At 70.0% G+C, this 19,786-nt stretch carries 26 protein-coding genes; 24 read left to right on the top strand and 2 right to left on the bottom strand.

What is annotated here, in order from left to right; translation table 11 throughout:
• Positions 1 to 99 precede the first annotated feature (99 nt).
• Genes flaF through NJQ99_RS10410 form a run of 3 tightly spaced genes read left to right on the top strand, consistent with a single transcriptional unit; the run spans position 100 to position 1,759 of the window.
• Positions 100 to 486 (top strand): flagellar biosynthesis regulator FlaF, encoded by a 387-nt coding sequence (gene flaF / locus NJQ99_RS10420; protein ID WP_269332765.1) that lies wholly within the window; start codon positions 100 to 102, stop codon positions 484 to 486.
• Complete coding sequence (locus NJQ99_RS10415; protein ID WP_269332764.1) at positions 483 to 908, top strand: flagellar biosynthesis repressor FlbT; 426 nt, start codon at positions 483 to 485, stop codon at positions 906 to 908. Before flaF ends, NJQ99_RS10415 begins: the two co-directional genes overlap by 4 nt.
• A complete protein-coding gene (locus NJQ99_RS10410; RefSeq protein ID WP_269332763.1) occupies positions 908 to 1,759 on the top strand; it encodes a DUF1217 domain-containing protein in 852 nt (283 codons plus the stop codon). The genes NJQ99_RS10415 and NJQ99_RS10410 overlap by 1 nt, the downstream gene beginning before the upstream one ends.
• Here the strand turns inward: NJQ99_RS10410 and NJQ99_RS10405 are convergent.
• Complete coding sequence (locus NJQ99_RS10405; protein WP_269332762.1) at positions 1,727 to 3,082, bottom strand: FliI/YscN family ATPase; 1,356 nt, start codon at positions 3,080 to 3,082, stop codon at positions 1,727 to 1,729. The two genes, NJQ99_RS10410 and NJQ99_RS10405, sit on opposite strands and share 33 nt — an antisense overlap.
• Positions 3,083 to 3,152: 70 nt before the next feature.
• Between NJQ99_RS10405 and NJQ99_RS10400 the strand changes: the two genes are divergently transcribed.
• Genes NJQ99_RS10400 through NJQ99_RS10360 form a run of 9 tightly spaced genes read left to right on the top strand, consistent with a single transcriptional unit; the run spans position 3,153 to position 9,674 of the window.
• Complete coding sequence (locus NJQ99_RS10400; RefSeq protein ID WP_269332761.1) at positions 3,153 to 3,539, top strand: FlgB family protein; 387 nt, start codon at positions 3,153 to 3,155, stop codon at positions 3,537 to 3,539.
• Between the two features lie 26 nt (positions 3,540 to 3,565).
• On the top strand, positions 3,566 to 3,982 hold the full coding sequence (gene flgC, locus NJQ99_RS10395) for a flagellar basal body rod protein FlgC (protein ID WP_269332760.1): 417 nt from the start codon (positions 3,566 to 3,568) through the stop codon (positions 3,980 to 3,982).
• Positions 3,983 to 3,999: 17 nt separating this feature from the next.
• Entirely contained in the window at positions 4,000 to 4,332 is a 333-nt protein-coding gene (locus NJQ99_RS10390; RefSeq protein ID WP_269332759.1) for a flagellar hook-basal body complex protein FliE, read from the top strand.
• 12 nt (positions 4,333 to 4,344) lie between these two features.
• Entirely contained in the window at positions 4,345 to 4,611 is a 267-nt protein-coding gene (locus NJQ99_RS10385; RefSeq protein WP_331283313.1) for a flagellar biosynthetic protein FliQ, read from the top strand.
• Complete coding sequence (locus NJQ99_RS10380) at positions 4,601 to 5,311, top strand: lysozyme family protein (RefSeq protein ID WP_269332758.1); 711 nt, start codon at positions 4,601 to 4,603, stop codon at positions 5,309 to 5,311. Before NJQ99_RS10385 ends, NJQ99_RS10380 begins: the two co-directional genes overlap by 11 nt.
• On the top strand, positions 5,308 to 7,434 hold the full coding sequence (locus NJQ99_RS10375) for a flagellar biosynthesis protein FlhA (RefSeq protein ID WP_331283312.1): 2,127 nt from the start codon (positions 5,308 to 5,310) through the stop codon (positions 7,432 to 7,434). Before NJQ99_RS10380 ends, NJQ99_RS10375 begins: the two co-directional genes overlap by 4 nt.
• A complete protein-coding gene (locus NJQ99_RS10370; protein WP_269332757.1) occupies positions 7,431 to 8,162 on the top strand; it encodes a flagellar biosynthetic protein FliR in 732 nt (243 codons plus the stop codon). The genes NJQ99_RS10375 and NJQ99_RS10370 overlap by 4 nt, the downstream gene beginning before the upstream one ends.
• A gap of 10 nt (positions 8,163 to 8,172) precedes the next feature.
• On the top strand, positions 8,173 to 9,264 hold the full coding sequence (locus tag NJQ99_RS10365; protein WP_269332756.1) for an EscU/YscU/HrcU family type III secretion system export apparatus switch protein: 1,092 nt from the start codon (positions 8,173 to 8,175) through the stop codon (positions 9,262 to 9,264).
• Positions 9,261 to 9,674 carry a hypothetical protein gene (locus tag NJQ99_RS10360; protein WP_269332755.1) on the top strand — a complete coding sequence of 138 codons (414 nt, stop codon included), beginning with the start codon at positions 9,261 to 9,263 and terminating at the stop codon, positions 9,672 to 9,674. The genes NJQ99_RS10365 and NJQ99_RS10360 overlap by 4 nt, the downstream gene beginning before the upstream one ends.
• A 15-nt stretch (positions 9,675 to 9,689) precedes the next feature.
• Here the strand turns inward: NJQ99_RS10360 and NJQ99_RS10355 are convergent, their stop codons facing one another.
• Positions 9,690 to 10,139 carry a host attachment family protein gene (locus NJQ99_RS10355; RefSeq protein ID WP_269332754.1) on the bottom strand — a complete coding sequence of 150 codons (450 nt, stop codon included), beginning with the start codon at positions 10,137 to 10,139 and terminating at the stop codon, positions 9,690 to 9,692.
• Positions 10,140 to 10,460: 321 nt separating this feature from the next.
• On the opposite strand from NJQ99_RS10355, the gene NJQ99_RS10350 reads away from it, so the two are divergent.
• From NJQ99_RS10350 to NJQ99_RS10295, 12 genes are all read left to right on the top strand, one after another.
• On the top strand, positions 10,461 to 11,018 hold the full coding sequence (locus tag NJQ99_RS10350; RefSeq protein ID WP_269332753.1) for a hypothetical protein: 558 nt from the start codon (positions 10,461 to 10,463) through the stop codon (positions 11,016 to 11,018).
• A 140-nt stretch (positions 11,019 to 11,158) separates the two neighbouring features.
• The gene (locus NJQ99_RS10345) at positions 11,159 to 11,641 is read left to right on the top strand and encodes a hypothetical protein (protein ID WP_269332752.1); all 483 of its coding nucleotides are present in this window, start codon (positions 11,159 to 11,161) and stop codon (positions 11,639 to 11,641) included.
• Between the two features lie 33 nt (positions 11,642 to 11,674).
• Entirely contained in the window at positions 11,675 to 12,490 is an 816-nt protein-coding gene (gene sctJ, locus NJQ99_RS10340; protein WP_269332751.1) for a type III secretion system inner membrane ring lipoprotein SctJ, read from the top strand.
• A complete protein-coding gene (locus NJQ99_RS10335) occupies positions 12,487 to 13,242 on the top strand; it encodes a hypothetical protein (protein ID WP_269332750.1) in 756 nt (251 codons plus the stop codon). The genes sctJ and NJQ99_RS10335 overlap by 4 nt, the downstream gene beginning before the upstream one ends.
• Positions 13,239 to 13,865, top strand: a complete 627-nt coding sequence (locus tag NJQ99_RS10330) for a FliH/SctL family protein (RefSeq protein ID WP_269332749.1) — start codon at positions 13,239 to 13,241, stop codon at positions 13,863 to 13,865. The genes NJQ99_RS10335 and NJQ99_RS10330 overlap by 4 nt, the downstream gene beginning before the upstream one ends.
• Positions 13,862 to 15,214, top strand: coding sequence for a FliI/YscN family ATPase (locus NJQ99_RS10325; protein ID WP_269332748.1), 1,353 nt, complete (start codon positions 13,862 to 13,864; stop codon positions 15,212 to 15,214). The genes NJQ99_RS10330 and NJQ99_RS10325 overlap by 4 nt, the downstream gene beginning before the upstream one ends.
• On the top strand, positions 15,211 to 15,705 hold the full coding sequence (locus tag NJQ99_RS10320; RefSeq protein ID WP_269332747.1) for a hypothetical protein: 495 nt from the start codon (positions 15,211 to 15,213) through the stop codon (positions 15,703 to 15,705). The genes NJQ99_RS10325 and NJQ99_RS10320 overlap by 4 nt, the downstream gene beginning before the upstream one ends.
• A gap of 155 nt (positions 15,706 to 15,860) precedes the next feature.
• Complete coding sequence (gene sctQ, locus NJQ99_RS10315; RefSeq protein ID WP_269332746.1) at positions 15,861 to 16,934, top strand: type III secretion system cytoplasmic ring protein SctQ; 1,074 nt, start codon at positions 15,861 to 15,863, stop codon at positions 16,932 to 16,934.
• The gene (gene sctR, locus NJQ99_RS10310) at positions 16,921 to 17,601 is read left to right on the top strand and encodes a type III secretion system export apparatus subunit SctR (RefSeq protein WP_269332745.1); all 681 of its coding nucleotides are present in this window, start codon (positions 16,921 to 16,923) and stop codon (positions 17,599 to 17,601) included. The genes sctQ and sctR overlap by 14 nt, the downstream gene beginning before the upstream one ends.
• 1 nt (position 17,602) lies before the next feature.
• Positions 17,603 to 17,872, top strand: coding sequence for an EscS/YscS/HrcS family type III secretion system export apparatus protein (locus tag NJQ99_RS10305; protein WP_269332744.1), 270 nt, complete (start codon positions 17,603 to 17,605; stop codon positions 17,870 to 17,872).
• A 23-nt stretch (positions 17,873 to 17,895) separates the two neighbouring features.
• A complete protein-coding gene (gene sctT / locus NJQ99_RS10300; protein WP_269332743.1) occupies positions 17,896 to 18,702 on the top strand; it encodes a type III secretion system export apparatus subunit SctT in 807 nt (268 codons plus the stop codon).
• Positions 18,699 to 19,742, top strand: a complete 1,044-nt coding sequence (locus NJQ99_RS10295) for an EscU/YscU/HrcU family type III secretion system export apparatus switch protein (protein ID WP_269332742.1) — start codon at positions 18,699 to 18,701, stop codon at positions 19,740 to 19,742. The genes sctT and NJQ99_RS10295 overlap by 4 nt, the downstream gene beginning before the upstream one ends.
• Positions 19,743 to 19,786 lie beyond the last annotated feature (44 nt).

The following is a 19,786-nucleotide window of genomic DNA, read 5'->3' as shown; positions in this document are numbered from 1 at the left end:
CCGGGCCGCCGCCTTCCACTTCCCCGCTTTCCCGCGCCCGAAGGCGCCGGCCGCGCTCGCTGAAGAGGCGGCTGCCCGAGAACCGAACGCGAGGTCAGAATGAACGCCGCATTGCAGGCACAGGCCGCGTACGCAGCCGCCAGCCGCAGCACCGAAACGCCAAAAGGTATCGAGTACCAGGTCTTCTCGCGCGTCACCGCCCGGATCGAGGCCGCCCGCCGCAAGGGCATGCCGGGCTTCGCCGACATGGTCCACGCGCTGCATGACAACCGCATGCTGTGGGACGCCATCGCCGCCGACGTGGTGCAAGCGTCCAACCCCTACCCTGCGCCGCTCAAGGCGCAGCTCATCTATCTCAGCGAATTCACCCGCCACCAGTCGAACCGCGTCCTTGCCGGCGAGGCCGACGCGGACGTGCTGATCGAGGTCAACACCGCGATCATGAAGGGACTGAAGGGCGCCCAACCCGTGGAGATGCCGGCATGAGCGGCCTCAAACTGAAGCTCCGCGCCGGCGAGCAGGTGCTGATCAACGGCGTTGTCCTGCAGAACGGCGACCGCGCGGCGGAGATGACCGTCAAGACGCAAGGCGCGCACATCCTGCGCCTGCGCGACGCGATCCACCCGTCGGACGTGAACACGCCCGTCAAGCGCGTGTGCTACGTGGCCCAGCTCGCGGTCGCGGGCGAGGCGACGGCGGATGCCGCGCTGGGCGATCTCACCCGCGGCATCGCCCAGCTTCTGCAGGTATTCCGCGAGGACACCATCCGCGAGACGCTGGAGACCGCGCTGGCCGAGGCGCGCGCGCACAATTTCTACCGCTGCATGCAGCTTCTGCGGAAGCTCCTGCCCTACGAGGCGCTGGTCCTCGCCCGCGGCAAGGCCCGGCCGGAGAAGGTCGACGCCTGATGGCGGGCTTCTCCCCGATCCTGCCGATGGGCGGCTATACCGGCCTGAAGTTCCTCGACAGGACGGCGGAGAAGCAGCGCATCGCCTTCGAGAAGAGCCCGATGATGGCCCGGGAGGTGCAGCACTTCCTGGAAAACATCGCCAGCGCCGACACGCCGGAGAAGCTTCTGTCCGACCCGCTTCTCGCCAAGGTGGCGCTGGGGGCCTTCGGGCTCGAGGGCGAACGGGGCAAGAAGGCGTTCCTGCAGCGCATCCTCGAACAGGGCACCGACAACCGGGAGGCCTTCGCCAACCGCATCGCCGACGGCCGGTTCCGCAAGCTCGCCAAGGCCTTCGGCTATGGCAACGCGGGCGGGGCGCCAGTGACGGACCCGAGGTTCGCCGCCGAAATCGTCGCCCGCTACCGGGAGATGCAGTTCGAGGTGGCGATCGGCGAGCAGGACAACGCCATGCGTCTCGCCCTCAACTTCCGGCGTGAGGTGCCGGAGATCGTGGCCGCGCTGACCGAGGATGCGGACGGCTGGCTGCAGATCCTCGGCCAGCAGCCGCTGCGCCGTGTGGTCGAGGCCGCCTTCGGCCTGCCCGCGGCGTTCGCGCAGATCGACATCGACCGGCAGGTCGAGATCCTGCAGGACAAGGCCACGCAACTCTTCGGCGAGTCCTCGGCCCGGGCCTTCGGCGGCGACGACGGGGAGGCGAACATCGAGACGGTCCTGCGCCGTTTCCTCGCACGGGAGGCGGCGAGCGGCCCCGCGGGTCTCTCCACGCCCGCGGCCCGCGCGCTCAGCCTGCTCGGCGGCGGCGGTGCCGGTGGCGCGTCAGCGGCCTCGCTGCTTCTCGCCCGCGCCTGATAGGCCCGCGCCCGGCGGATCCAGGATCTCCTTCAGCGCGCCGAAGCTCTCCGCGATTCCTGCCGATCCCTGCCCCACGAACACATCGAGCGCGGGCGCCAGACGCACCGCGCGGTCCGACGCGGGGTCGTTGCCCGCCCGGTAAGCGCCGAGGCGGACCAGAGGCGCCACATCCTCGTGCGCCGCGATGGCGCGGCGGGCATCGAGGATCAGCGCGTTTTCCTCCGCGCTCGCACATCCCGGCAGCGACCGCGACACCGACCGGCGCACGTCGATGGCAGGGAAGCGCCCGCGCTCCGCGATCTCGCGCGACAGCACGACATGACCGTCGAGAAGGCCGCGCGCTGTATCGGCCACCGGCTCGTCCATGTCGCCGCCCTGGGCGAGCACCGTAAAGACCGCCGTGATGTCGCCCGTGCTGCCTGCCGGCCCCGGTCCCGCCCGCTCCGTCAGGCGGGCGAGTTCCGCCGCCATGGAGGGCGGATGCGCCCGCAGGCTCGGCGGTTCGCCCGCGGCGAGCGCGATCTCGCGGTGCGCCTCTGCGAAGCGGGTCAGCGAATCGAACAGCAGGAGCACATGCGCGCCCCGGTCACGGAACGCCTCGGCCACGCTGAGCGCGATGGAGGCAGACCTGCGGCGCGCCAGCGCCGACCGGTCGGACGTCGCCGACACGATGATGCTGCGGGCGCGGGTTTCGGGATCGAGCGCGTCCTCGGCGAACTCGCGCACCTCCTTGCCGCGCTCGCCGATCAGGGCGGCGACAACCACGTCGGCCGCGACCCCGCGGGCGAGCCCCGCCATCAGGCTCGACTTGCCGACGCCGGGACCGGCGAAGACGCCGATCCGCTGGCCACGGCAGAGCGGCAGCAGCGTGTCGAGCACGGCATATCCCGTCGGCAGGCGCGGGCCGATGCGCCGCCGGGTCGCCGCGTCAGGGGGCGGTGCATCGAGCGCGCGCAGGTCCGGTCCCATGGGCAGGGGGACACCGCGTTCGTCCTTCAGGTCCGGGTCGACGATGCGTCCGAGCCATTCGCGCGTCGGCGCGAGGCCCGACCGGCGCAGCAGCTCCGCCCGCGCGCCCGCGGCAATCCCGCCGACGCGGGCCTCGGCCAGCACGCGCACCTCCGCACCGTCGAGCGCCACAACCTCGCCCTGGACGGTGCCGCCCGGAACCGCGATGCGCACCCGGTCGCCCATGCGCGCGAGCGCGCCCAGCCCGCGCACGCAGACGAGGCCGCCGCCGATGGAAGCGACCGTCCCATAGACGCGCCAGGGGGCGCGCTCCCCATCGCCGAACGCTGCAGGCACGCCAACCTCGCCCATGCTCGTAAACCCCTCGTTTACCATCCCCTTCTATAACACCCTAAAGTTGTAATCAGAAGGTTACACCAGCATGTATGGCAGCCTCTCCCTGCTGAAGATAGCCACCGGCGCGGCGCGCCACGCAGCCAGCCGCCAGACGCTGATCGCCCAGAACGTGGCGAACGCCGACACGCCCGGCTACCGCGCCCGCGACCTGGAGGCCTTCAAGGTTCACGGCACGTCCGAGGACGGCTTCGCAGCCAAGGCGACGCGCGCCGCTCACGCAGGGGCCAGCGCCGACAGCCTGCTCGCTGCCCGCACCGTCGATACGCCCGGCCCGGAGAGCCTGAACGGCAACACGGTCGACCTGGAGGACCAGCTCGTCCGCGGGGCCGAGGCGCAGCAGCGCCACGCCATGGCGCTCGGCGTCTATGGCACCGCCATCGGCCTTGTCCGCACCGCGATCGGCAAGCGCTGACCCCTGAAATCCCGGGAGAACCCGAGATGAGCGAGATCCCCATGTTCGGCAAAGGACCCTTCGGCGACGCGATGCGCGCGGCCGCCTCGGGCATGCGGGCCCAGGCCACGCGCCTGCGGATTGCGACCGAGAACGTGGCGAACGCCGCGACACCCGGCTACCAGCGCAAGCAGGTCAGCTTCGCCGAGGAGATGGACCGCGCAGGCGGCGCAAGCACGGTCAAGGTCGACCGGATCAGCCGCGACGACGCTGACCTGAAGCGGGTCTTCGACCCCTCGCACCCGGCAGCCGGGCCGGACGGCTATGTCACGCTGTCGAACGTCGAGACGCTGGTCGAGATGACCGACATCCGGGAAGCCTCGCGCACCTACGAGGCGTCCCTGGGTGCCTTCGACCAGACCCGCAAGATGTACCAGTCCGTCATCGAATTGCTGCGCCGCTGAAGGGAGAACCCTGGGCCATGGACTTCAAGACGCTTCAGGCGCTCGGCGCCTACGCCACCGGACAAGCGAAAGGCATCCGTCCGCAGGACACCGGCGCAGCGCCCGGCGCCGCGGCGGAGACGGGCCAGAAGGCTCCGGACTTCGCCGCGACGCTGGCCGATACCGCCAATGCCGCCGTCTCCACCCTCTCCCAGGCCGAGCGCGCCGCCATCGACGGCCTCGCGGGGCGCGCCGACCCGCATTCGGTCGTCGCCGCGCTGACGCAGGCGGAACTCACGCTCGAGACCGCTGCCGCCGTCCGCGACAAGGTGGTGGAGGCCTACCAGGACATCCTCCGCATGCCGATCTGAGGCGCCCGCTCCATGACGGAAATGGAGATCATCGACGCGCTGCGCGCGGCCATCGGCCTGATGCTGCAGCTCGGCTGGCCGGCGATGCTGACGGCGCTGGTCGTGGGCGTCGGCATCGGCCTCATCCAGGCGCTCACCTCCATCCAGGAGATGACGCTGACCTTCGTGCCCAAGCTGCTCGCCGTCTTTGCCGTCATCTGGGCGACGGTCGACGGCGGCGCGCGGGTTCTCGTGGCTTTCTTTCGCGGTCCGGTCATCAATGCGATCCTTGGCATCTAGCCTCCTGTTCCTTGTCTCTGCCGTCCTCGCCGGTAGCGCCGCCCACGCCGCGCCCGCCCCGGCGCAAGCGTGCATCGGGGCGGCCCGTGCCGCCGCGCAGGCAACGGGCCTGCCCGCGCAGACGCTCGTCACGCTGGCGCTGGCCGAGACCGGGCGCCGGGGCCCCAACGGCCCGGTGCCGTGGCCCTGGACGGTCAATGCCGCGGGCGAGGGCCGCTGGTTCGACACGCGCGAGGAGGCGCTGGCCTTCGTGCGCGCGAAGCAGGCAGCAGGCGTGCGCTCGATCGACGTGGGCTGCTTCCAGATCAACCTCGTCTGGCACGCAGACGCCTTCGCCTCCCTGGAGGAGGCGTTCGACCCCGCCGCCAACGCCGCCTATGCCGCGCGCTTCCTGAAGAGCCTCGCGGACGAAACGGGGCTGGCGCGCGCCTCGGGCCACTATCACTCGCGCACGCCCGAACTGGCCGACCGCTACCGCGCGCGCCTCGCCACGCTGCAAACCGCGGCCGCGGCGCTGCTGGAGACCTTGCCGGCGGCGGACGCCCGCAGCTTCGCCCGCGCACCCAACGGCAACGGCATCCCGCTGGGCGGGGTGTCGCTGGCGGCGCTGTTCGGCGGCACAGGGGGCAAGAGCCTGCTGACCGCGGCGCGCGGCCCCCTGTTCGGACCCGCCCGTCCCGCCCACGGAGACAGCCGATGACGACGCCCGCCGCCCCCGCCGCCGGAAAGGCCGGCTTCCGCATTGACCCGGCGCGCGCGCTCGCCAATCCGACCGTGATGGTCGCGCTGGCGCTGATGACGGTCATCACCATGATGATCCTGCCCATGCCGGCGTTCGTGCTGGACATGGGCCTCGCCATCTCCTTCGCGCTCGCCATCCTGATCTTCACGATCACGCTGTTCATCGAACGGCCGCTCGACTTCTCGTCCTTCCCGACGATCCTGCTCGGCTCGCTGATGCTGCGGCTGTCGCTCAACGTCTCCTCCACGAAGCTGATCATCGGCGAGGGGCACAAGGGCACCCATGCCGCGGGCCAGGTGATCGAGGGCTTCGCCATGTTCGTCATGGGCGGCAGCCTGTTCCTGGGGCTCGTCGTCTTCGGCGTGCTGCTGATCGTGAACTTCATCGTCATCACCAAGGGCGCGGGCCGCATGGCGGAGGTGGGCGCGCGCTTCGCGCTGGACGGCATGCCGGGCCGGCAGCTTGCCATCGACGCCGACGTCGCCTCGGGCGCGATCACGCACGAAGAAGCGCGCGAGCGCCGCAAGCTGGAGCAGGAGGAGACGACCTTCTTCGGCTCGCTCGACGGCGCGTCGAAGTTCGTCAAGGGCGATGCCATCGCGGGCCTGCTCATCACGCTGCTGAACCTCGTCATGGGCATGGCGATGGGCATCGCGATGCATGGGCTGAGCTTTTCGAAGGCGCTGGAGACCTATGCGATCCTCACCGTCGGCGACGGTCTCGTCTCGCAGATCCCGGCGGTCATCGTCTCGGTCGGCGCAGGCCTGCTGCTGGCCAAGGGCGGCGTGACGGGCGCGACCGACAAGGCCATCGTCGCGCAGATGCGCGCGCACCCGGCCGCGCTGGGCACGGTGGCCGGGCTTCTGGCCATGTTCGCACTCGTTCCCGGCATGCCCTTCGTGCCGTTCATGGCGGGCGCGGCGCTGCTTGGCGGTCTCGCCTGGGTTTCCGCGAAGCGCCAGCACAACCTGGCCCAGCCGCAGTCAACCGAACCGGCACCCAAGGCACCCGAGGCCACGCTGGGCGACCGGATGGAGGTCGACGACCTGCACATGGAGTTCGCACCCGACCTCGTACCCGTCGCGATGGACGAGGCGACGGGTCTCTTCCAGCGGATCGGCAACATCCGCCGCCACCTGGCGCTCGAGTTCGGCTTCGTCATGCCGGAGGTGCGGCTGACGGATTCTCCCGCGCTCGCGCCGGGCCACTACCGCATCCTGGTGCAGGGCGTGCCGGTGGCGCAGGGGGTCGTGCGCACCGACCGGGTGCTGCTGATCAAGCGCGGCGACGAGCCGCTCGCGATCCACGGCGAGGATGCGGCCGAGCCGGTCTATGGCGCGCCCGCCCGCTGGATCGCGGAGGAAGACAGGGCCGAGGCCATGGCGCTCGGCCTGCCGGTGGCCGCGCCGAACGAGGTGCTGGCGACGCACCTGCTGGAGACCGTCAAGGGCTGCATGGGCGACCTCGTCACCCGCGCCGGGCTGAACCGGATCGTGGAAGCCTTCTTCGACCTGACCGACGCGGCCCGCGCCGACGCGCACAAGAAGCTGTTCGACGAGTTCGTGCCGGAACCCGTCAGCCGCGACGTGCTGCAGGCCGTCCTCCGCCTGCTGCTGGAGGAGCGGGTCTCGGTGCGCAACCTCGGCCTCATCATCGAGGCGGTGGCCGAGGCCCTGCCCCACACCCGCGAGATCGACGCGCTGGCCGAGCATGTGCGCCGCCGCCTCTCGACCCAGATCACCGCGAAGCTGGCCACGCCCGAAGGCCGGATCGAGCTTCTGCAGCTCGACCCCGCGTGGGAGGACATCTTCGCCGCGCACGAGACGCTGCAGAAGGACGGGCGGCCCGGCGACGTGGCCCTGCCGCCCGACGCGATCAACCGGCTCGCTGCCTCGGTCGGGCGCAAGCTGGGCGAGCTGTCGCACCCCGGTGCGCAACCCGCCATCGTCACGCACGCGCACCGCCGCAGACTGGTGCGCACCCTGCTCGACGCCAAGGGCCTGTCGACGCCCGTGCTCGCGTTCGACGAGATCGGCCGGCGCATCAAGCCCGTGCTGGTCGGGACGGTGCCCGCCGCATGAGCCTCGACCTCGACCTGCTCTGGCCCGCTCTGGCCGCCTTCGTCCGGATCGGCGCCATGATGGCGCTGATGCCAGGTTTCGGCGGGGGTCGCGTGCCGATGCGGATCGCGCTGGGCCTGGCGCTGCTGCTGACGCTCGCCGTGATGCCCTCGGCCGGCCCCGTCGAACCGCCGGCCAGCGGCACGGATCTCGTTTCCCTGGTCGTGCCCGAGGCCATCGCGGGACTGATGCTCGGCACGCTGGTGCGCGCCATGCTGTTCGCCCTGCAGATCGCGGGCGCGGCCATCGCGCAGAGCATCGGCATCGCGCACATCTTCGGCGGCGTGGCCGAAGGCGGCGAGGCGCCGGTCGGCAGCCTGGTCACGCTGGCGGGCCTGACCGCCTTCTATGTCAGCGGCCTGCACATCGCGGCGATCGCGGCGCTTGCGGACAGCTACCGCTACTTGCCGGCAGGCACGCTCGCCCCCGCGGGCGACAGCGCCTGGGCGGTGGTCGAGGCAGGTGCGCAGGCGCTCACACTCGGCTTGCGGATCGCCGCACCGCTGCTGGTCGCGGGCTTCCTCTACAATCTCGCGCTCGGCGCCATGAACCGCGCCATGCCGCAATTGATGGTCGTGTTCGTGGGCGCACCGGCGCTTGCGCTCGGCGGGCTCGCGCTGCTGCTGGTGGCGCTGCCCGTCGGGCTGCGCGCCTGGCTCGACGCCGCGCCCGGCTTCCTGCCCGGTTGAGGAGCGCGACGTGTCCGAAAAGAACGACGAACAGGAAAAGATCCACGAGGCAACGCCGCAGAAGATCGACAAGGCGCGGCGCGAGGGCGACATCGCCCAGTCGAAGGAGGTGAACGGCTTCGCGGTCTATCTCGGGCTGCTTCTCGCGCTCTTGCTGTTCGGCCCCCTGATGGTCACCCGCGCGGGCGAGATCCTGATGACGCCGCTCGCCCGCGGGGATGCCTTCGCGGGCGCCGCGCCGCAGGCGCTGGGCATGATGGCGGCGCAGGCGATGGGCGCGCTGGCGCTGGCGCTGTCCCCGCTGGTGATTTTGCCCGCCGGCGGGGTGATCGCCTCGCTGGTCGCGCAGCGCGCGGTCACCGTGGCGCCCAAGAAACTCATGCCGAAGATGTCGCGCATCTCGCCCATCGCGCAGGCCAAGCAGAAGTACGGGCCGAACGGGATCGCGGACTTCCTGCGCACGGCCGTGAAGATGGCGTGCGTGGGCGCGATCCTCTGGCTGGTGATCGGGGCGGAGGTGCCGCGCATCGCAACTCTGCCGCTGCTCGGCGCGGGCGCGATCGGCCTGACCATCGGGGAGCTGACCGTGCGCTTCCTGCTTGCGCTCGCGGGCGTGTCCGTGGCCATCGCCGCTGCCGACTATCTCTGGCAGCGCCATTCGCACGCGAAGAAGCTGCGCATGTCGCACGAGGAACTGAAGCGCGAGATGAAGGAGGCGGAAGGCGATCCGCACATGAAGCAGCAGCGCCGCGAGCGCGCGACCGCCATCGCCATGAACCGGATGATGGCCGAGGTGCCGAAGGCGACCGTCGTCGTCGTCAACCCGGTCCACTTCGCCGTGGCGCTCAAATGGGACCGCACGCCCGGCACCGCGCCGGTGTGCGTCGCCAAGGGCCAGGACGCCATCGCGCTGCGCATCCGCGCGCTGGCGGAGGAGGCCGGCGTGCCCGTGCTGCCCGATCCGCCGCTTGCGCGCGCGCTGCACGCCGCACTCGACATCGGCGACGAAATCCCGCCCGACCAGTATCGGGCCGTCGCCGCCGCCGTCCATTTCGCCGACGAGATGCGTGCGAAGGCGCGCAAGCGTGGAGGTACCCGATGACCCCGCCCGCCCATGTCCTGCTGTCGCAGATCGAGGACACGCGCGCCCGCGACCTCGCCCAGCGGCTGGCCTCGCTGAGGGCCGCGCTCGCCGACCTCGACCGGGCAGAGGCGGAGGTGCGGGACAGGATGCGGCGGCTGGCGGAAACGCCGCAGTTCGGACCGCTGGCATCCCAGGCCACCCGGCACCGGCACGACCTGCGCACCCGCCTTGCCGAGATGGGCCGCGCGCGCGCCACGCTTCACGCGGAGGCCGAGGCGCTGAACGCCTCACTGGTCGACGCGATCGGGCGGCAGACGGCGTGCGACGAGATCGCACGTGCGCAAACCGCCCTGCGCCGGCGCCAGGCGCTGGCGCGCGAGGACGATGCCCGCGACCTCCTGTCGGGCGTCACGGGAAAGGGGGCCTGAGCGCCGCCGCGGGTCTCAGACCGCCATCACGGTGCCGACCTGCTTCTGGATCTCGACCAGGCCCGCCTTCGTCAGGTCCTTGGGAAGGTCGGCATGCAGCCGCTCGCTCAGTTCGCGCGGCAACTCCTTGCGCATGTGGCCGAGCGCACGCGGCGGCGCGGCGATGATCAGCCGGTCGAAACGCCCCTTGCGCGCGTGGCCCGCCACCATCGCCAGGGTTTCATCGAGGAAGCGCTCCTCTTCCAGTTCCCGCGGATCCGTAGGCCGCTCCATCGCGTGACGGCCCGGACCGGCGGAATCGAATGTCCGCCCCTGCCGGTCCGCCATGATGTCGCGCGACGGCGCAAGATCCGCCTCGCGGGCGAGATCGGTCAGTTCCGTCAGCCCGCGGTCGGGGCCATCGTTCTCGAAGACGCGGGCACGCCCGCCATCCGATACCAGCACCCAGGTCACGATCTTCCGCACGGGGTCGTCCTCCCTTGAACCTAAAGCGGACCCGTTGCCGGGCCGCCTTTTCGCCATGAAGGTGCGGCGCACTCTGGCCCGGTGTCCTTGAGGCGGATCAAATCCGAAGGCTCGCCTTCGGGATGGCGCGCTTCTTGCGGCAGGTGTCGCGGGATGTGCTGCAAGAGGTTGTTGCGTGATGTTGCCCCCCTGTCGAGACCGCCCGTCCGGCGCTCCCGGGTCGGCCTGCACCCTGTCAGACGGCTTGCCGGAGTCGGCACGGCTGATGTCATGTGTCTTTATGAGACACACCTCCAGCACCGTTGACGCGGGAGCAGGGCGGTGACGGCACGGCTGCGCCACCTTGCCCTGGCACTCGCCGCGCTCCTCGCGGCGACGGGGCCGTTGACCGCCGCCCCCTTGCCCGACGCGGACGCGCCCTACAGCTATGTCGCGGTGGAACGTTCGGTGCGCGACGCGCTGTCGGATTTCAGCGTCAACACGGGGCTCCTGCTGCGCCTGTCGGAGAAGGTGCAGGGCCGCCTCGCGCCGCGGCCCTACCGCACCACCGTGCGCGGCTTTCTCGATGAACTCACGCGGGAATTCGAGCTTGTCTGGTACTACGACGGGGCCACGCTGCACGTCTATCACGCCGACGAGGTGCTGACCCGCATGATGCAGCTGCGCGGCGTCGCACCCGACCGGCTGGCGCGCGAGCTGTCGGTGCTCGGCATCTGGGACGTGCGTTTTCCCATCCGCATCTCGCGCGACGACACGCTGATCCTGGCGTCCGGTCCGCCACGCTATCTCGCACTCGTCGAACTGGTCCTCGCCGACCTGATCCGGCGGCGGGAGGAGGGCGTTCAGGTCAACCGCCGCGGGGCGTGGTCAGCCCAGTAGCACCCCTGTCCGAAAATGAAGGATTTTCCTGAAAAACGCTGATTAACCAAGACGCGACAATGGCTTTGTGCTAATTTGGCACTGTACAAGGAAGTCCGGGATACCCATATCGGACGGACACGTCTTGAGGAGGCTTCGTGATGGTGGATGCGGTTGCGGGGATCGGCACGGGCGCAGGCGGCATGACGCGCGTGGACTATCTGGAGCACATGCTGACACAGGGACCGCAGGCGTCCACCGGTGGCAACTCTGCGATCGACCGCGCGGCGCGCGGCGGGATCGACTTCATGGTCGGCAACCAGCGGGTCATGAGGGATGCGCGCGATTTCGACCCCGCCTCACTCCACCTCAGTCAAGGACCGGGGAGCAGCGACCGCATGACGGCGGAGCTTGGACAACTCGACCCGAACAGGGAAATAAGAGCAGCGACCGACGCCCGGTCGGCTCCGAACGCCGAGGTGACAGGCCAAGCGCTTCTGGACAGGGCGCAGTCGAACTTCAGCCGCTATGTCACCTTCATGGATCGCATCAACACCTACAACAATGCGGTCACCGGGCTGGAACTGGCGAACAGCGCTGTCTCGAACGCTCGCACAAGCCTCGAAACTCTCCTGCGCGGTTAGCGGACACACAGGTTCCCCGGAGCGTCTCACCCCATGTCGTTGCGTCGTCTCGCCCTGGTCTGCCTCGTCCTGCTGCTCGCGGGCTGCAAGGAGGATCTCTATACGGGCCTCAGCGAGCGGGACGCCAACGAGATGGTGGCGCTGCTCGACCGCCACGGCATCGCGGCGGAACGGGCGCGCCAGGCGGACAAGACCTACACGCTGGCGGTGGAGCAGGAGCAGTTCCCCGACGCGGTGAGCGTGCTCTCGGCCTACGGCTATCCGCGGCGGGAATACCAGTCGCTGGGCGACGTCTTCACCGGCGACAATCTCATCTCCTCGCCGCTGGAGGAAAAGGCGCGGCTCATGTTCGCGCTGAGCCAGGAGCTGTCGCGCTCCATCTCCGACATCGACGGGGTGCTGTCTGCGCGCGTGCACCTGGTGCTGCCGGAGTCGAGCCCCTACCGCCTGCCCAACGCGCCGAAGACGCAGGCGTCCGCCTCGGTCCTCATCCGGCACGACCGCGACTTCCCGATGGGGCCGCTCGTGCCGAAGATCAAGACGATGGTCGCCAACAGCGTCGAGGGGCTGACCTACGAGACGGTCTCGGTCGTGCTGTTCCCCGTGGAGACGCTCAAACCCTTCCAGGTGCCCGCCGCGCGGGCCCCCCAAGCCCTGCCGGCCGCGCCGCAAGCGGCACAGCCCGCGCTCCTCGCGCCAGGGGCCGAGCCGATGCCGCGGACGGCCGAGACCGGCGGCGACGGCATCAGCAGCGTCGCCTTCGTGCTCGCGGGTGTGATCGGCGGGCTGCTGGTTGCCGTTGCGGTCTTCTTCCTGCTGGGCGACCGAAAGACACGGAGGCCCGCATGACCACCCCACAGCCCTTCCCCCTACACGCCGGCGTCGACAGATCCTCCGGGACGGAGTTCGACATGCGGCTTGCCGAGACGCTGGACCTCGCGCGGGTGACGGCTGCGCTCGGCTCCCACCTGCCGGGGGAGGTCGTCGCGGCGCTCCTGCGCAGTCCGCGCTTGCGGACGCGCACGCTGGCGCTGATCTTCCAAGACCGAATGGGACCTGCCTCCGACGACTGGCTGAAGAATCCGATCGTCGCCTGTCTGCTGGATGGCCCGGCAACGCGGCGCCGGCTCGCGGGCTTGTGCGGCGCGATGATGCATGCGCGGACGATCCGCATGGTGGTGGATGCGCGCGCGCTGCGCGACATGATCGCGCGCCTCGACCTCAGCCATGCGATGCTGCGCTTCGCCCTGAAGGAAGGAAACGCCACACCTGCGGGGATCGCGCTCTCCCAGGGTTGCGATCCGGTCGAGGATATCCTGGCGAGCGGCTGGCAGGTGCTTGCCACCTGGCGCGAGCGCGTGCCGCGCGGGCTTGCAGGGCGGCTCTCCCTCGTCTTTCCCGAGGGGCACGCCTTCAACAACCCGGGCGACCCGGCCGTGGGGGCGCGGGCGCCCGACGTCGCCGGACGTGCGGCGGGCTTTCTGCAGACCGCCGCCGAAAGCCCCCCGCCACCCCCGGCGAGCGCCATCCCGGCCGCGGCCGCCAGCGGCGTCGCGGCGGACGGCGAGGGCGCCGGCGCCGGCGCCGGACCCGCGCCATGAGCACGGACCCGCTGGCCGGCCCGATCCTGCCGCGTAGCCGCATCATCCGGGCGGAGCAGACCGACGCGCTGTTGTCGGGCGAGGATCTCGCCGCCCGCGCCGCGCGCGCGGAGGAGGAAAGCCGGCGCCTGCTGCAACGCAAGGCCGAGGAGGCGACCCGCGACGCACGCCAGCAAGGCTACGAGGCAGGGCGACGCGATGCCTTGCGTGCGGCCTCCGCCCTCATCATCAAGGTGCGCACCTCCGTCGACCGGGAACTGGAGCGGGCGGAAGCGGAGATCGAGGCCGCCGCCCTGAAGGTCGTGCGGCGCGTTCTGGGCGACATGCCGGTTGCAGACAAGGTCGCCGCCGCAGCCGCTGCCGTCGTCGCCGACCTGCGCAGCGCCCGCAGGCTCGACATTCGCGTGCATCCTGCTGCCGCGGAGCGGGTGGAGGCAGCCATCGCGGGGTTGCGTGCCGACAGCCGCCCGCTGCCGGCGCTGAACGTGACGCCCGACGACGGCCTGCCGGAGGATGCATGCCGTGTCGACTCCGACCTCGGCGTGATCGACGCAGACGTGTCCCTGCAACTCGAGGCGATCGAACTGGCCCTGCGCGACGACCGGCCGGAGGGGAAGGCATGACGCCGCCCGAGACCCGGACGAGCCTGCGCACCCGTATCGAGACCCGCTGGCAGCATTTCCACGCGACCGTCGACAGTCTCGACTGCCGTCCGCTCAAGGGCCGCGTGGTCCGCGCGCTGGGCACCATGATCGAGGCGGAGGCGCATGGCGTCTCCATCGGCGACCTCTGCCGCATCGTGGACCGGCGGGCCCGCAGCACGACCTTCGCGGAGGTGGTGGGGTTCTCGGGAGAACGCTGCCTGCTGACCCCCTATGGCGACGTGCGCGGGATTTCCCCGGAATCGGAGGTGATTCCGACCGGCCACCCGCTGCAGGTCCATGTCGGCCCCGGCATCATGGGACGCCTGCTGGACGGGCTGGGGCGCCCGCTGGGCGCGGACCGCTCGGCGCTCGGCACGCTGGTCCCCCGGCCGGTGGAGGTCGACCCGCTGCCGCCGGAAGAACGCGACTTCGCCGACCGTTCGATCGGCGTCGGCATCCGCGCCGTCGACGGCTTCATGACGGTGGCAGAGGGCCAGCGCCTCGGCATCTTCGGCTCGCCCGGCCTCGGCAAGTCGGTTCTGATGTCGATGATCGCCCGGAACACCGAGGCCGACGTCACCGTGATCGCCCTCATCGGGGAGCGCGGGCGCGAGGTGAGGGAGTTCGTGGAACACAACCTCGGCGAGGAGGGCATGAAGCGCGCGGTGGTGATCGCATCGACCTCCGACCGGCCGTCGGTCGAACGGATGAAGGCCGGCTACGTTGCGACCGCCGTCGCGGAATATTTCCGCGACCAGGGGATGCGCGTGCTGCTGCTGATGGACAGCGTGACGCGCTTTGCACGCGCGCTGCGCGAGGTGGGTCTCGCGGCCGGCGAGCCGCCGACCCGGCGCGGCTTCCCGCCGTCCGTCTTCGCGACGCTGCCGCGCCTGCTGGAGCGTCCGGGCAAGTCGAAGGCGGGCTCCATCACCGCCTTCTACACGATCCTCGTCGAAGGCGAGGAAAGCTCCGACCCCGTGGCGGAAGAGGTGCGCTCGATCCTAGACGGGCACATCATCCTCAGCCGGAAGCTTGCCGACCAGGCACATTTCCCGGCAATCGACGTGCTCGCCAGCCGCTCGCGCATGATGGAGCAGGTGGCCGACAAGGAACACCTGCGCGCCGCCGCCCACGCACGCGAACTGCTCGCCAAGTACAACGAGGTCGAACTTCTGCTGCAGGTGGGGGAGTACCGGCAAGGCTCCGACGCGCTGGCCGACAAGGCGATCGCCCGGCGCAACGACATCCTCGCCTTCCTGCGCCAGCAGACCGACGACCCGACCGGCGTGCGCGAGACGATCGACTGGCTGAAGCGGCTCGCGGCATGAGCCCGAAGGACGTCGCCCGCCTCGTCCAGATCCGGCGCGAACGGGCGGAAGCCGCACGCGATGCGCTGGCCCGGGTGCGCAAGGCGCGGGAGGGTGCCCAGGCCGCGATGGCGGCGGCGCGGCGCGCGCTGGCCGCGCACGAGCAGCGCAAGCCCGAGATTCTGAACGCGCTCTACACCGCCATGGTCGGACGCCCCGTGACACCCGCCGACTGGACGGCCATCGAGGTCAAGTCCGCCGCGCTCGAGGCCGAAGGGACGCGGCTTGCGGGCATGATCAAGCGCCAAGAGGAAGAGGTTCACCGCCTGATGGGCGAGGAGCAGGAGGCGAAAGCCGCCGAGGCCGCGGTGCGCAAGGCGCTGAGTGCGGTGGAGGAAGTGGCCGGGAAGGTCCGCAACGAACATGCGCGCGCCGCGCTCCAGCGCGAGGAGCAGGAGATCGAGGAGATCGCCCAGGACCGCTTCGCCGTCGCCCGCCTCGCGCAGAAGTGAAGCGGCCGCCACGCGCCGGCGTGCCGTGGCACGAATCTCGCTAAAGTAGAGTCGAAGTTTCCGGTTGAGGCGCGTTCCGCGGCCGGGAGCGCAAGGGCGGCACCGGCTCCGCCGCCCTCATGTGTCGCGTTGGAGCAGTGTTGGGAGTATCGCGCGTGATTGCCACGCCGCAACAACCGGCGGCCGAACCGTTTCTCTGGTCCGCCGTCGATCCGGATCTTCTGTCCCTCGACCGGACGTTCGCGCATCCGCATGCGCCGATTTCGCTCGATATCGGGGGGCTGCGGCTCGGGATCGGCTGGAGTCTCCTTGCCGACCGCACGGCACGCGAGGCCGATCCGGTGCTGCTCTGCCTCGAAGCCGGCGACGACGTCGCCACGCTCTCCCTGCCGCGGCGGCTGGCCGATACGTTGCTGGGCAGTGTGGCGCCCGGGCTGACCTCCACCCCGCTGCCGCCGGATCTTCTGACACTGGCGCTCGAACTGGTGCTGGAGGCGCCGCTCGGTTCGCTCGAACGCACACTCGCCGCACCCGTCCGGCTGTCGCTCACCGCGCCCGCTGCCCGTGTCGTGCCGATGCGGCGCACCGTGCATCTGCAGGTGTCCGCAGAGGGACAGGCTCCGGCAACCGTTCCCGTGCGCCTGTCGCCGGGCCTTGCGGACGCCCTGGCCCGCCGGGTGCGCCGGAACCATGTCCGCGCGGAGTGGGTGCAGGCCCTGACCGTCCCATTGTCGGTCCGCACCGGCAGCCTTCTGTCCACGCGCGGCGAGGTCGCCACCATCCGGCCCGGCGACATCCTGCTGCTCGACGAGGAGCGGCTGTCGCGCAGCCAGGTCGTGGTGGCCGTGGCGGAGCGGCGGCTCTTCATCGCCGATGTGCATGGCACGCAGCTGACCTTTTCCGGACCCGATCAAACCCTCAACTCACCGGAAGGATGGACGATGACGACACCCCAAGGCGCCTCCGCCGCAGCCGTACCGGCTGACAACATGGCAGGCACGCTCGACGACCTGCCGATCACCCTGATCTTCGAATTGAGCCGCAAGGAGATTGCCGTGTCGGAGCTTTCCGCACTCGGCCCCGGCTATGTCCTCGACCTCGGCGTGCCGATCACGGAGCCGGTGACGATCCTCGGCGGCGGCCGGCGGATCGGCAAGGGCGAGCTGGTCCGGGTCGGCCAGAACGTCGGCATCCGCATTCTCAGGCTGCTCGGCCATGGAGCCGGCTAGCTTCAACTTCGTCGGGCTGATCGCGCTCACCACCGCGATCAGCCTGCTGCCATTCCTCGCGGTCCTGGTGACGGGCTTCACCAAGATCGTCGTGGTGCTTCTGATCGTGCGCAACGCGCTGGGCATCCAGGGCGTGCCCTCGAACCTGGTGGTGAACGCGCTGGCGATCATCCTGGCGATCTACGTCACCTCGCCGATGCTGAACGAGATCACGGCGGCGCTGACGGCGCCCGGCCAGGAGTTCGAGACGATCGAGGACTGGACTGCGGCAGGCGAGGCCATTTCCGCGCCGATCAAGGAGTTCCTGACCCGCTATACGAGCGCGACGCAGCGTGCCTTCTTCGTCGACGCCATCGTGACCGTCTCGACCCCGCCGGGGACCGAGCGACCCGAGGTCCCGCCCTATGCGGACGACAGCTTCTTCGTGCTGGTCCCGGCCTTCGTCGTCGCGGAACTGACCCGCGCGTTCGAGATCGGCTTCCTCCTCTACCTGCCGCTGATCGCGGTCGACCTCATCATCACGGCGATCCTCATGGCGCTCGGCATGATGATGGTGTCGCCGATCATCCTGTCGGTGCCGTTCAAGCTCTTCCTGTTCGTGGTCGCCGACGGCTGGACGCGGCTCGCCTACGGGCTGGTGCTCAGCTATACGCCGGGAGGGGGCTGACATGGACCCGACGATGTTCAGCCAGTACCTCTACAAGATGGCGCTGGTCACCGCACTCTACGCCGCGCCGCCGCTGCTGATCGCGACCGGCGTCGGCTTCATCATCGCGCTGTTCCAGGCGCTGACGCAGATCCAGGACCAGATGCTGCCGCAGGCGGTGAAGCTGCTCGCGGTCGGTCTTTCGCTGCTCTACCTCGGCGCGCAGCTTTCGCGCCCCCTCGTCGACCTGACGGTGGAGGTCTTCCGCGACTTCCCCTACCTGGTCCAGTAGGCGCCGGGAGGGCCACCCGCGCCATGCTCGACCCCGCCTATCTGCAGTCGCTGGACACGCTGGTAGACTGGCTGGCGGCGCTGGGCCTCGCGGCGGCGCGCGTCTTCGGGCTGATGACCGTGTTTCCCGCGTTCACGATTCCGCAGTTCGGCCCGGCGGTGCGGGGCGGAATCGCGATCGCCATCGCACTGCCCGTGGTGCCGCTTGCCGTCGACATGGTCGAGCCGCTGCGCGCCGGCGGCGGCGTCATGTACGCCCTGGTCGCAGGCAAGGAGATCCTCGTCGGCGTCATCATCGGAGCGATCCTCGCGATCCCGATCTGGGGCGTCGCGGCCGCCGCCGAGTTCGTGGACTTCTACCGCGGCGCCACGGCCGCGCAGATCGCCGACCCCGCGACGGGCGCGCAGACCGGCGTCTTCGCCAATCTCAGCGACATGGCGCACGTGACCTTCTTCCTGCTGATGGGGGGCGGGCTGATCCTTGCGGGCGCACTTTACGATAGCTACGGCATCTGGCCGCTGGGCGTGCTTCTGCCCGACTTCAGTTCCGGCGCGCCGGGCTTCCTCATGGGTTTTCTCGATGCGCTCTTCCGGATCGCGCTGATCTATGCCGCGCCCTTCCTGATCGCGATGTTCCTTGCGGAACTCACGCTGACGCTCGTCAACCAGTTCGCCCGGCAGATCCAGGTGTTCGAACTGTCGCTGACCGTCAAGAACCTGATCTTCATCCTCGGCCTGATGATCATGGCCTATTTCTTCGTGCCGTTTCACTCACACGACCTGCCGACGCGGGAAACGGTGGGGGCGCGCCTCGAGGCGCTGTTCCCATGAGCGACACGGAAGAGAAAAATCTCCCGCCGTCGCAGAAGAAGCTTCGCGACGCGCGCCGGCGGGGGCAGGTCGAACAGAGCCAGGAGACGGTCAACGGCCTGAAGATCGTGATCGGGCTGGTCTACTGCATCGTCGCCACTCCGGCGACCGTGATCCTGTTCGTCCAGGTCTATGCGATTGCCGCGGGCGCGATCCCCCTGCCCTTCGCCGAGGCGCAGGAAACCGTCATGCAGCGCACGCTGAAGATGGTCACCGACATCAGCATGCCGCTCTACGCCATCGTGATCGTGTCGGTGATCGTCACGAGCATCCTCGTGCTCAAGGGCTTCGTCTTCGCCATCGACCCGATCGTTCCGCGGCCCGACAAGATTAATCCCATGAGCGGGTTCGGGCGCATCTTCGCGGTGCGGAACTTCGTGACCTTCGGCGTGTCGGTCGTGAAGGTCTTCCTGATGATCGCCACGCTGGGCGCGGTTCTGTGGGGTGGCTTCCGGTGGCTGACGCGGCTCGGCTATTGCGGGTTCGACTGCGTGGTGCCGGTGTTCGTGCGCCTCACGCTCGCGGTGATCGCAGCGGCGATCGTCCTGTTCATCCTCGGCGCCATCTTCGACATCCTGCTGCAGCGCTGGCTGTTCCGCCGCGACATGAAGATGTCCCGGACCGAGATGAAGAACGAGATGAAGGAAATGTTCGGAAGCCCCGAGATCCGCGGCGAGCGCCGGCGCCTGCAACGCGAGGCCGCGCAGGGGGGCGGTGCGCGCATGGGCACGGCCAATGCCGCGGTGGTCATCGTCGGCGGCAAGGGGGCGATCGCACTCGCCTACGACGCCAACCGGGTGCCCGTCCCGGTCACCGTCGCCAAGGGCTATGACGACAGCGCGGAGAAGATCGTCAACACGGCGCAGGGCCTCTCCATACCCGTCGTGTCGGACCCGCAACTCGTCGAGAGTCTCATACGGGCTGCACCGCTCGGCCAGCCGATCCCGCGCCAGGCCTACACGCCCGTTGCGCGCATCCTGTCGCAGGTGACGCGCCGCTAGGCAGGCGGGCCGCCTTCACCCGGGGTTGCAGCCAACCTCCGGAA

This window comes from Futiania mangrovi (assembly GCF_024158125.1).
Classification (GTDB): Bacteria; Pseudomonadota; Alphaproteobacteria; order Futianiales; family Futianiaceae; genus Futiania; species Futiania mangrovi.
Note: the sequence above shows the minus strand (reverse complement) of the source record. Positions and strands in the feature narration are given on the sequence as shown.